The sequence below is a fragment of the Streptomyces sp. ASQP_92 genome (assembly GCF_025399895.1).
Taxonomy (GTDB): domain Bacteria; phylum Actinomycetota; class Actinomycetes; order Streptomycetales; family Streptomycetaceae; genus Streptomyces.
Window position 1 is genome coordinate 233,267 of sequence record NZ_JAODUA010000002.1, and the last position, 11,606, is coordinate 244,872.

At 73.3% G+C, this 11,606-nt stretch carries 9 protein-coding genes; 4 read left to right on the plus strand and 5 right to left on the minus strand.

Annotated elements, in window-relative coordinates:
• Window positions 1-186 precede the first annotated feature (186 nt).
• On the plus strand, window positions 187-2,526 hold the full coding sequence (locus tag N4G70_RS07145) for a hypothetical protein (protein ID WP_261711613.1): 2,340 nt from the start codon (window positions 187-189) through the stop codon (window positions 2,524-2,526).
• Here the strand turns inward: N4G70_RS07145 and N4G70_RS07150 are convergent.
• The 4 genes from N4G70_RS07150 to N4G70_RS07165 form a co-directional block, all read right to left on the minus strand.
• Window positions 2,496-4,898 carry a right-handed parallel beta-helix repeat-containing protein gene (locus N4G70_RS07150; protein ID WP_261711614.1) on the minus strand — a complete coding sequence of 801 codons (2,403 nt, stop codon included), beginning with the start codon at window positions 4,896-4,898 and terminating at the stop codon, window positions 2,496-2,498. The genes N4G70_RS07145 and N4G70_RS07150 overlap by 31 nt on opposite strands.
• A gap of 113 nt (window positions 4,899-5,011) precedes the next feature.
• Window positions 5,012-5,608: a hypothetical protein gene (locus tag N4G70_RS07155; protein WP_315904238.1), complete on the minus strand. Its 597-nt coding sequence runs from the start codon at window positions 5,606-5,608 to the stop codon at window positions 5,012-5,014.
• A 144-nt stretch (window positions 5,609-5,752) separates the two neighbouring features.
• Window positions 5,753-6,586 carry an MOSC domain-containing protein gene (locus N4G70_RS07160; protein WP_261711616.1) on the minus strand — a complete coding sequence of 278 codons (834 nt, stop codon included), beginning with the start codon at window positions 6,584-6,586 and terminating at the stop codon, window positions 5,753-5,755.
• A gap of 57 nt (window positions 6,587-6,643) precedes the next feature.
• Complete coding sequence (locus tag N4G70_RS07165; RefSeq protein ID WP_261711617.1) at window positions 6,644-7,096, minus strand: DUF6643 family protein; 453 nt, start codon at window positions 7,094-7,096, stop codon at window positions 6,644-6,646.
• Between the two features lie 474 nt (window positions 7,097-7,570).
• Between N4G70_RS07165 and N4G70_RS07170 the strand changes: the two genes are divergently transcribed.
• The gene (locus N4G70_RS07170) at window positions 7,571-8,917 is read left to right on the plus strand and encodes a TerD domain-containing protein (RefSeq protein WP_261712060.1); all 1,347 of its coding nucleotides are present in this window, start codon (window positions 7,571-7,573) and stop codon (window positions 8,915-8,917) included.
• A gap of 9 nt (window positions 8,918-8,926) precedes the next feature.
• Here the strand turns inward: N4G70_RS07170 and N4G70_RS07175 are convergent, their stop codons facing one another.
• Window positions 8,927-10,102 carry a glycosyltransferase gene (locus N4G70_RS07175; protein WP_261711618.1) on the minus strand — a complete coding sequence of 392 codons (1,176 nt, stop codon included), beginning with the start codon at window positions 10,100-10,102 and terminating at the stop codon, window positions 8,927-8,929.
• A 57-nt stretch (window positions 10,103-10,159) separates the two neighbouring features.
• Here N4G70_RS07175 and N4G70_RS07180 point away from each other — a divergent pair, with 57 nt between their 5' ends.
• Both N4G70_RS07180 and N4G70_RS07185 read left to right on the plus strand, forming a co-directional pair.
• Window positions 10,160-10,966: a glutamate racemase gene (locus N4G70_RS07180; RefSeq protein WP_261711619.1), complete on the plus strand. Its 807-nt coding sequence runs from the start codon at window positions 10,160-10,162 to the stop codon at window positions 10,964-10,966.
• A 46-nt stretch (window positions 10,967-11,012) separates the two neighbouring features.
• On the plus strand, window positions 11,013-11,600 hold the full coding sequence (locus tag N4G70_RS07185; RefSeq protein ID WP_261711620.1) for a hypothetical protein: 588 nt from the start codon (window positions 11,013-11,015) through the stop codon (window positions 11,598-11,600).
• Window positions 11,601-11,606 lie beyond the last annotated feature (6 nt).

Consider the following 11,606-nt stretch of genomic DNA (forward strand, 5'->3'; position numbering starts at 1 on the left):
CGGGCCGACCCCTTCCCCATCGTCGAACACCTCGCCGGACACATCCGCGCCCCCGGCCTACGGACACCCATCCTGTCACGGGCGGATTCCGTACAAGCACTGCACCGAGGCACCCCGATCCGAGATCCTGATGTTCCGTGCCATCCCGCGCCGCCGATCCCGCCCCCACGAGAGCGAGCCGCAGAAGTGTCCCGTGCCCCAGCCGAAGCCCCAGCCGGCGCCCCCGCCGCCGACCACGGCGGCCCCGCCCTCGAACTGCTGGTCCACGGCGTCGGCGGCACCTCACCGCAGGAGATGCTCGGCGACCCCCGCACCGTGCGCGTCACCGGCGACGACACCGCGGCGATCCACCGGCGCTCGCAGGACGCCGACGCCGAAGCCCACCCCGAGCGCTACCGCGACCGCCCGGTGCCCGAGGCCTACGTCTGGTGCAATCTGACGTCCGGCAACAGCGCCCGCGCCCTGTGGCTGCTCCTGCTGCCCTTCATGGTGATCAACCTCGCCCACTGGATGCGGCCCCCCGCCGCCGAGCCGCACTGGGCGATCCGGCTGTACGGAGTGCTGGTACGGCTCATCGCGCTCAGCCTCACCGTGCTCCTGGTGGCCGCCGCCTGCGAGGTCGCGCTCGACCTCACCGCCTGGCAGTGCGCGGGCTCGGCCACCTGCTCGCGCTCGTGGTCCTGGCCGGGCTTCATCTCCGTGAACCACCACGGCTGGTGGGCCCAGCCCGGCCGCCGGCTCGCCCTCGCCGCCCTCGCGCCGACGGGCCTGACCGTGCTGCTCTGGTACCTCTCCAACCGGACCTGGAGCGCCTACGAGTCGCAGCAGCCGCTCGGCGAGGCGTCCGCCGAGGACTCCCCGCAGGCGCCGCCCCGGCCCGCCTTCAGCAGGCCCGGGTTCTGGTACGGCAGGCGCCTGGTGGCCCGGCTGCGCGCCGCCCACACGGCCGCCGGGTTCCTGACCACCGCCGCCGCCGTCACGGTCGCGGCCGCTCGCTACGACCACGACTCCACCAGCGCCGTCCGGGAGACGCTCGGCCTGCTCCTGGAGTCAACTCTGCTTCTGGCAGGGCTTGTTGTGGTGGGCGTGGTGTGCCGGCGCGGACGTACCGAATCGCGTCTCGACGAGCGGCTCGACAAGGCCCTCACCGCCTGGCTGCCTGCCACCTCGCTCTCCCTGCTGGCGCTCGCCCTGCTGTACGCGTCCTGGGGCCGCCCCGACTGGACCTCGGCCGGCACCCTGCCCGGCGACCGGGCCTTCGGGTTCCTCGCCTTCGCCCAAGGGGTGCTGGTGGTGGCCCTCGCCGCCGTGGCGAAGCATCTGCGCCACCGAGCCCCCGGCGAGCGCACCGCGTTACGCGGCCTCGGCGGTCCCGCCGTCGCCATGCTCGCCTGCGCGCTCGGCGGGGTGATGACCGGCGGTGTCGCCCAGCGGGTCGCCGACTGGCTGGACCACGGCGCCACCCCGGGCATGGACCCCTCCGCCTACCACGGGCCGCCCCCGCTGCTCACATGGCAGGCCTCGGTGATCCCCGCCCTGTTCGTGCTGCTCGTTCCCGTCCTGCTGTACTTCGGCGTCCGCACCTGGCGCACCGCCCGCGCCGACGAGCCCCGCGTCATGGCGGACTACCCCACCGAGCGGCCCGACACCGCCCGCACCCGGCGCATCGCCGCGGCCCGCGCGATGGCCGGACTCACCGACCGGGCCCCGCTCTTCCTCGGCATCGTCTCCGGCGCCTCCCTGCTGCTCGGCGCCGCGGCCCTGGTGGGTGCCTGGTGGGCGGGGGAAGTGCCGGCCAGGGCCGCCGACGGCGCCCCCGCCCCCGTCGGCTTCGCCGCCGACGCCGTGCAGTCGCTCGGCTCCTGGTGCACGGGCCTCGGCTTCCTGCTCTTCGTCACCTGGGGGCGGCGCGCCTACAAGGACGCGGCGGCCCGCCGCACCGTCGGCATCCTGTGGGACGTCGGCACCTTCTGGCCGCGCGCGGCCCACCCCTTCGCGCCCCCCTGCTACGCCGAGCGCGCCGTGCCCGACCTCGCCTGGCGGATGAACACCTGGACCGGCCGCACCGGAGGGCGCCTGGTGATCTCCGGCCATTCGCAGGGCAGCGTGCTCGCCGCGGCCGCCGTGTGGCAACTGCCGGCCGCGACCCGGCGCCGGGTCGCTCTGCTCACCTATGGCTGTCCCGTGGAGCGTCTTTACGGGCGCTGGTTCCCCACCTACTTCGGCCCGGCCCCGCTCGCGGCCCTGCACCAGGAGGTGCACTGCTGGCGGAACCTGTGGCGGGCCACCGACCCCATCGGCGGGCCGGTACGCACCGGCGGCGACGTCGACAAGGGCCCCCTGCTCGACCCCGTCGCCTACGGCCGCACCAGCACCCACCCGCTGCCCGCACCGGTCCTCGGACACTCCGACTACCAGGCCGACCCCGCGTTCGCCCGCGAACGGGCCCTGCTGCTGGCCGCGTTGGCGAGCGATGTCCCCAACCAGCGGGTGGATCAGGGGAGTTCGGGCAGGTCGTCCGGGTAGAGCAGCGTCAGGTCGTCGGTGCTGGCGTCGGCGAGCTGGGCGACCCGGCCCGCATGCCGCTCCACCATCGACTCGAAGGTCTGGCGCGCGGTACGCCCGTTGCCGAACGCGGCGCCCTTGGGCAGCACCGTGAAGTACTTCAGCAAGCACTCCGCCGTGCCCGCGCCGAGCCGGTACTCGTGCTCGTCCGCCTGCTGCTCGACGATCCGCAACAGCTCCTCGGGGGAGTAGTCCGAGAACCTGATGGTCCGTGAGAACCGGGACGCCACACCGGGGTTGACGCTCAGGAAGCGTTCCATCTCCGCCGTGTAGCCGGCGACGATGACGACCACGGCCTCACGGTGGTCCTCCATCAGCTTCACCAGGGTGTCGATGGCCTCGCGCCCGAAGTCCCGGCCCGAGTCCTCGGGGGACAGGGCGTACGCCTCGTCGATGAACAGCACCCCGCCGCGCGCCCGGTCGAACGCCTCCTGCGTACGGATCGCGGTCGACCCGATGTGCTCGCCCACCAGGTCGACGCGGGACACCTCCACCAGGTGGCCGCGCTCCAGGACGCCGAGGGAGGCCAGGATCTCCCCGTACAGGCGGGCCACCGTGGTCTTTCCGGTGCCGGGGGAGCCGGTGAAGACCAGGTGGCGGCGGACCGACGCGGCCTTGAGGCCGGCCTGCTGCCGTCTGCGCCCGACCTCGATCATGTCGGTCAGCGCCCGCACCTCGCGCTTGACGCTCTCCAGGCCCACCAGCGTGTCCAGCTCACCGAGCACCGCCCCTGAATCACGCGCGGGCTCGGCCGCCGGCTGGACCGCCCGGGGTTCGACGGCACGCTGGTCGGGCAGGGCCGAGAGCAGCCCCATCGTCTGGGTGGCGCTCTGCACGGCCGGCGGCTCGGGGGCGCCGGGGCGCGCGCCGCTCTCGTCGCTGGTGCAGTCCTCGACGACGGCGCCGTCCTCGGAGAACTCATAACCCCGGCGCGCACACCGCTCGGTGCGGCAGCGCGTCAGCGTCGTACGGCAGCCGTCGATGACATGGAAGCCGAAGCCGCCGCTGCCGGTCACCCGGCAGCCGTGGAAGGTGCCCCGGCCCTCGGCGGAGACATAGAACCCGGCCTCGGCGGGCGAGGTGACCGTGACGCGTTCGATCCTCGGATCGGCGCCCTTGGTGACGATGACACCGGTCTGGGCGCCGTCGATGGTGCAGCCGGCGAGGGTGCCCCCGCTGCCGTGGTCACGGAACCAGGCGCCCGTGGCCGCCTCCTTGATCCGGCAGTCGTCGAGCTGGGCGGTCGCGCCGTCGCTCACCGACACGGCGGTGTTGCGCACCTGGGTGAGGTCGCTGTCGACGACGTCGGCGCGCGAACCCCGGTCCAGGACGAAGATCGCGTCCGGTACGTCATGGACGCGGCAGCCCTCCAGGGTCGCGGTCGCCCCGTCGCTCACCCACACCGCCGGGTAGTCGCCCGTACTGTCGTGGATCTCGCACTGGTTGGCGTCGACCCGGGTGCCCGGGTCCCACACCGAAAGCCCGTTGCGGCCGAAGCGGCGCACCTTGGTGCGGGTCAGGGTGAGCACCGCGCGGGAGCGCAGATCGACCGCGTTCTCGGGGATGTCGTGGATGTCGCAGTCCGCGAGCGTGAGCACCGCGTCCGTGTCGAGGGTGATGCCGTCGGCCGACGTGCGGTGCACCGTGCAGTCGGTGAGGTGGGCCGCGGCGCGCGAGGCGATCTGCACGCCCGCGCCCTTGATCTCGTACACCTCGCAGCCGAGCGCCTCGAGGCCGCTGCCCTCGCCGCCGACGGTGAGCCCGGCGCCGCTGGCGTGGTGCACCCGACAGCGTTCGAGCCGGGGGTGGCCGCCGCTGTGCACCGAGACCCCGGACTGTCCGGCCGCGACGACCTCGCACTCCTCGAACAGGCCGCCCGCGCCGTCGAACACGCCGATGCCGACGCCTCCGGGGTTGTCCACGACACAGCGCCGCACCGTGGGCCGCGCTCCGCCGCGCACCTCGATGCCGACCGCGGAGCGCGTCACCACCCGCAGGTCGACGAGCTCGGGCGCGCCGTCCTCCACGAGAAGCGCGGGCGCCGCCGCGTCCTGGCCCTCCAGATACAGGTCCCGTACGGTCGCCGAGGCGCGCACGGTCAGCGCCACCCCGTCGGCGGGCGCGATCCGGACCGAGCCGACGGCGCCCTCGGGGCCGCGCAGGGTCACGGAGCGGCGCAGCACCAGGTTCTCGCGGTAGGTGCCCGGGGCGATGGTCAGGACATCGCCGTCGCCCGCGGCCTCCAGGGCCGCAGCCAGTGAGGCGTACTCACCCGTGCGGCGGCGCCACCTCGACGTGCCCGTGTGCGTCACCTGGACCGTGCCCTGAGCCATCGTGCTGCCGTGCCCCCGCCTCGTGCGTGCGTCGTCGCACCCACCTGGAACGTGACCTGGTGTCTGCGCCTGATGGTCCACCGTAGCGCGCGCGGGGCCGGTGAGTTGACCGGTCAGCCACCAGCGCCGGTACGGCCCCAGTCCGGACCGCACCGGGCCCATGCGCGGTCCAGCCGGGCATACCGCCGGCGTATCAGCCGCCATACGGTCAACCGCCGTATGCCCTCGATGAGTCCGGCGGCCGCCGCGGCCGCGCAGATCCCCGAGAACACCGCGTGCGTATCGGCCGCGGACCGGGCCATCGGCGGGGGCACCGGGCGCCCGTGGTCGTCGGTCCACAGCCGGAAAGTGGCGCCGGGCTCCGGCGCCCTGAGGGGAGAGACCAGGGTGCCGCGGCGTGAACTGCCGTCGTACGCCGTCCAGTTGGCGACCACGGTGGTGCGGGTGGCGCGGATCGTCGAGCCTTCGGGCTGGGCGGCCCCCGGGCGCTGTTCGGCCCGGCCCGCCACGACGGCCGCCGTCACATGCCGGTGCAGGCGCTGCTCGGTGACCTGTTGTCGCAGCGAGGTGTCGGTGAGCGAACCGCACAGCACCCCCACCGCGGGGGCGGCGAACACCATCAGGACCAGCGCCGCGAGCGCCACCCAGGCCTCCACCAGGTCGGTGCGCCGGCGCAGTGGGTTGTGGCGCCAGCGCCACAGCCCCGACATCGCTCGCACGGGCCACGCACCCCCTTCCGCCTCCGGGCCGCCCGGTGGGACGGCGTGCGCGGGTGGCGTGAACAGGGCCCGGACCACCCGGCTTGTCCTGTCCAACGCCTCTGCTACCCACAGGAGTTCCCGCGTGGCGCAGAGCTATGCGAGCACCTTCATCGCGTCCCCGACGTGGAGGGTGCCGGTGTTCTCCGGGATCACCAGGACGCCGAACGCGAGCGCGCTGCCGATCCGCCGGTGCCGGGCCAGCGTGCGCAGCGGTTCCTTGCCGCGCTCGGCCGTCGCCTGGTCGGTGGTGGTGATGACGCAGCGGCCGCAGGGCTTCACGACGCGGAAGGAGACCTCGCCGATCGAGACCCGCGACCAGGTGTCCTCGGCCCACGGCTCGGTCCCGTCGAGCACCACGTTGGGCCGGAACCGGTTCATCGGCAATGGGCCCTCATCGGGGCGATCGCCTTGCGCGATCAGGGCGTTGAGGGCGTCGAGCGAGGTGCGGGTGGCTATCTGGAGCGGGTAGCCGTCCGCGAAGCTGACCGTCTCTCCGTTCGGCGCGTACTTGGGGTTGATCGTCCTGCGGCGCGCCGGGTCGTCGAGGTGTATCAGCCGCACGTCGCTGCCCAGATACGCGCTGAACCAGGCATGGGCCGCGTCGTCGGCGGGCACCGCCTTGAACTTCTTGCCGAACAGTGTGACGCCCACGGCGGCCACGGACTGCGGCGGCTCCACCTCCAGGTCGGGCCGCCCGGGCGCGGAGAGGCGCACCCCTCCGCCCGGCAGTGTGGCGGCACTGCTCAGGGCGAGGTCCGGACGTTCGCGTTGTGTGACGGCCGTGCCGTCCGTGTCCACCAGCATCCAGCGGCGGTCCCCGGCGAGCCCCCATGGCTCGACCGCCGCTCGTGTCGTGTCGTATCCCCCGACCGACTTGACGGGATGGATGTGAATCCCGTGCACGACCGCATCAAGTCTGTTGTCCATAAACACATCCTGCCAGCCGCTCCGGACAGCGCCCGGGCGGCCGGGTCGTGCCCTCGGTCAGTACCCGGTGCCCTGATAGGGCCGGTTGTACGGATCCTCGTACGGCGCGGGCGCCGGACGGGGCGCGGCGGGCCGCATGGCCTCGTACCCGGTGCCCATCGGACGCTGCGGCATCGACTGCTGCGCCTGGTAGCCGCGCGGGGCGGAGTTCTGCTGCGGAATGTACGGGGCGGGCGCGTGCTGCAGCGGCACCGGCTGCTGCATCTGCTGCTGGTATCCGTACGAGGAGGCGTAGGACGGGGTCTGCTGCGAAGGCGCGGCCGGCAGGGCGGGCATGGCCGACGGCAGAGCGGGCAGGTAGTTGCTGCCGGTGTCGTAGAGGGCGGGCACTCGGATCGGGGCGATCTGAGGCGTACCCCGCTCTGCGACGAGGGAGTCGTAGATGGGGGTGTCGGGGAAGAACGGCGCGGAGTAGTAACCGCCGCCATAGGTGGAGCGGGGGGAGGTCATGGCACATAAGTTAAGCCCACGATGTGGCCGTTGGGGAGCCCCAATCCCCGGGTCATCCGTTTTGCGCGGCTTTTGCCAATCTGACCTGCCGAAACGAAGAGATGAAGCCGTTGAACGCCAGGGGTCGTTCCGGGGTCCCGACGTTCACCAATAGTGGCGGGCGGTGTACGAACGGCGACATTCGCGGGGCCGTTCTCGGCGCTTGTCCGGAAGGCCAGTTGGGCCCTCGTCACCTTTCGGCCATCCATGGGGCGGACCGCGCACTCATCCATGGGGCGGACTCCGCGACTCATCCATGGGGCGGGCGCCTCGATCAGCGTTTTTGGAGGTCTCGTCCCCGGGCGGGGACGCGCCGGTCCAGGATCTCCCCGTGGACACCGGGCCATGCGGCCGCTCGGGCATTAGGTTGACGTGCACAGAGGTCCGGACACCGCGTCGAGCGACGGGGATCGAGTGATGGGGGAGAGCATGTCCATGCTTAAGGGAGCCAATGTCCCGGTGCCGGCGCACTCGGTACGCGTCGAACTGACCTGGCGGTCCGGCCCCGGTGTCCCCGACGTCGACGCCTCGGCGCTCCTGCTGGTGGGCGGCCGGGTCCGTTCGGACGCCGACTTCGTCTTCTACAACCAGCCCTCGCACTCCTCGGGCGCCGTACGCCACGAAGGCAAGCGGTCCGGGCCCGGCGCGGTGACGGACACACTGTTCGTGGACCTCGCGCGCATGGAACCCGCCGTCGAGCGCCTGGTGCTCGCCGCCTCGGCCGACGGCGGCACCTTCGGCCGGGTCCCCGGGCTCGGCATCCGCGTCCTGGACGCGGCGGGCGGTGCGGAACTCGCCCGCTTCGACAGCCAGGACGCCACCGTGGAGACCGCCTTCATCCTCGGCGAGCTCTACCGCCGTCAGGGCGCCTGGAAGTTCCGTGCCGTCGGCCAGGGCTACGACAGCGGACTCGAAGGCCTGGCAACGGACTTCGGCATCACCGTCGACAAGCCCCAGCAGCCGCCCGCCGCGTCCCAGACTCCCTACCCGGCGCCCGCCGCCCCGTACACGCCGCCGCCCGCCGCGCCCTACACCCCGCCCGCCGCGGCCCCCTACGCATCCCCCGCCCCGCACACCCCATCGCTCCCGTACCCCGCGCCGACCGCCCAGGTTCCGGTCCCGCCCGCGGCCCCGGCGGCGCCCGTGCGGCTCTCCAAGGTGACCCTCACCAAGGAGGCGCCCCGGGTCTCGCTCGCCAAGCAGGGCGGCAGCTCGGGCGCGATGCGGATCAACCTCAACTGGCAGAGCCGCAAGCAATTCAGCGGCTGGGGCGCCAAGTTGGGGCGTGCCGCCGCCAACCACTCCGACCTCGACCTCGACCTGTGCGCCCTGTACGAGCTCACCGACGGACGCAAGGGCGTCGTCCAGGCGCTGGGCAACGCCTTCGGCGCGCTCCACCAGCCCCCGTACATCCACCTCGACGGCGACGACCGCACCGGCGCCGTCGACTCGGGCGAGAACATCACCGTCAACCTCGACCAGAAGGACAAGTTCCGCCGCCTGCTGATCTTCGTCACCATCTACGAGGGGGCCCGCAGCTTCGCCGACCTGCACGCCACGGTGACGCTCCAGCCGCAGTTCGGCGCCCCCATCGAGTTCTTCCTCGACGAGTGCACCGTCCCCTCCACGGTCTGCGCCCTCGCCCTGATCACCAACAACGGCGGCGACCTCGTCGTCCAGCGCGAGGCCCGCTATCTGGTGCCCGCGCGCGGCGTCAGCCCCCAGCGCACCGTCGACCAGACCTACGGCTGGGGCATGAACTGGACGCCCGGCCGCAAGTGACGGCCGCCCTCAGCGCTGCTCGGGAGCGGCCTCGGGGCGGGCGTAGGTGCGCCCCTTCCAGGCCGCGCCCCGGCCGCGGTAGTGCTGCACCGCGGAGTCGACCGTCATCAGCAGATACAGCAGCGCCGTGAACGGCAGCGTCGGGGCGAGCGCGAGCGGCTGGCGGTAGTAGCGGAGCATCGGCAGATACGTCACGGTCATCACCAGCCACGCGAGCCCGCCCGCCCACGCGGCCCCCGCCCCGCCGCCCGCCAGGCCGGCCAGGAACGTGACCGGGGGAGCCAGATACACGAGCGCGAGACCCGCGACCGTGCCGAGCAACACCAGGGGATTGTGGCGCAGTTGGGCGTAGGCGCTGCGCGAGACCATCCGCCACAGGTCCCCGAGCCCCGGGTAGGGACGCACGCTGTCGACCCGGTCCGCGAGGCCCAGCCAGACCCGCCCCCCGGACCGGCGCACAGCGCGCGCCACGGACACGTCGTCGATCACCGCCTGGCGCACCGCGTCCGGAATCCCGGCCCGCCTCGCCGCCTCCGTACGCAGCAGCACGCAGCCGCCGGCCGCGGCCGTGGCACGCGGCCTGCGGGCGTTGATCCAGCGGAACGGATAGAGCTGGGCGAAGAAGTACACGAACGCCGGGACGATCAATCGCTCCCAGCCGGTCGCCACCCGCAACCGGGCCATCTGCGACACCAGATCGAAGCCGCCGCCGCGCGCCGCCGCGACCAGCTCGCGCAGACTGTCCGGCCGGTGCGCGATGTCGGCGTCGGTGAGCAGCAGGTACTCCGGGTCGCCCGCCCGCGCGAGCGCCATGCCCTGACGCAGCGCCCACAACTTGCCGGTCCAGCCCGCCTCCGGCTCACCCGGCGCGACGACGGTCAGGGGCAGACCCCCGTGCTCCTCGGCGAGGCGGCGGGCGAGCTCGCCGGTGCCGTCCGAGCTCGCGTCGTCCACCAGAAAGACCTCGGCGCGGCCCGGATAGTCCTGGGCGAGCAGCGAGGGAAGGCTCAGCGGCAGCACCGCCGCCTCGTCGCGAGCCGGCACCACCACCGCGACATCAGGCCAATCCGCCAGCTCGGCACGCGGCGGCAGCCGCTGATCGGTACGCCAGAAGAAGCCCTGCCCGAGCAGCAGCCAGACCCAGACGACCAGGGACACCAAGGCGATCCACACTAGAGCGCTCACCCGCCGCAGTCTGCCCCACGACCCGGGCCGCGCACCGGACCTTCGGCCGGTCGCGCCATGGCCGTCGACTATGGTGACCGGGTGAAGATCGCGCTCATGGACTCCGGAATCGGCCTGCTCGCCGCGGCCGCCGCGGTACGCCGGCTACGCCCCGACGCCGACCTCGTGATCTCGTCCGACCCGGATGGCATGCCCTGGGGCCCGCGCACCTCCGAAGGCATCACGGAACGCGCGCTCGCGGTGGCCAAGGCGGCCGCCGCCCAGGAGCCGGACGCCCTGATCATCGCCTGCAACACCGCGTCCGTGCACGCTCTGCCCGCGATCCGGGCCGCCCTGGAACCCGCGATCCCGGTGATCGGCACCGTGCCCGCGATCAAGCCGGCCGCCGCCGCCCGGGAGCCGTTCGCCATCTGGGCGACCCCGGCCACCACCGGCAGCCCCTACCAGCGCGGACTGATCCGTGAATTCGCCGACGGCGTCCCCGTCACCGAGGTGCCCTGCCCCGGTCTCGCCGAAGCCGTCGAGCACGCCGACGACGCCGCGATCGACCGGGCCGTCGCCGTGGCCGCCGCGCTCACCCCGCCGGAGGTGAGGACCGTCGTCCTGGGCTGCACCCATTACGAGCTGGTCGCCGAACGCATCCGTACGGCCCTGCGCCCCCAGGGCGGCCCGCTCACCTTCTTCGGCAGCGCCGAACCGGTCGCCGCCCAGGCCCTGCGCCGCGCCGACATCCTGCCCGCACCGGACGCGGCCCAGGTCGGAGGCCTCACGGTGCTCCTCAGCGGCCGCGTCGGCATACTGCCCGACGTCGCCCTCGCCTACCCCGAGGGGCGGCTGCTCCAGGCCGTGAGCACCGCTCTCTGAGCGCCGAGCGGTGCCACCGGAGCGGAACCTGAGTACCCTGCTAAGCATGAGGGAACCGTCCCGGGAGTACCCCGCGTCCCCCGAGCCCCGCACCGGATCCGGCGCCACCGCGCAACCCCCCGAAGTCTGGACCGGCCGGGCGACCAACCGCGTCCAGTGGCTTCTGGCGGTCGGCGGCGCGGCCTGCATCGCGCTCGGCGTCGAACTGGCCGTCGACTCGACCTGGACGTCGGGCATCCTGCCCCTGCTGATGTCCGTCGTCGGCTGCCTGGCGGCCGGGCTCCTCGTCCTGTTCGGGACGCTGGCCTTCGTCCATGTGGCGGTCAAGGTCGACGGCGACTGCCTGGAGGTGCGCTGCGGCCACATCGGGCTCCCGCGCCGCACCATCCCTCTCGAACTCGTGGTGGGAGCCGACTTCGTGCCCAGCGTCACCCCGCGCCAGTGGGGCGGCTGGGGATATCGCTGGCGCCCCGAGATCGGCACCGCCGTCGTCGTCCGCCGGGGCGAGGGCGTGGCGCTCAAACTCGGCGACGGACGCGTCTTCACCGTCACCGTCGACGACGCGGAAGCCGCCGTACGGGTCATCCGCGACCGGCTGCGCCTGCTCGGCACGGGGAAGCCCGCCGAGGCCTGATCGTCC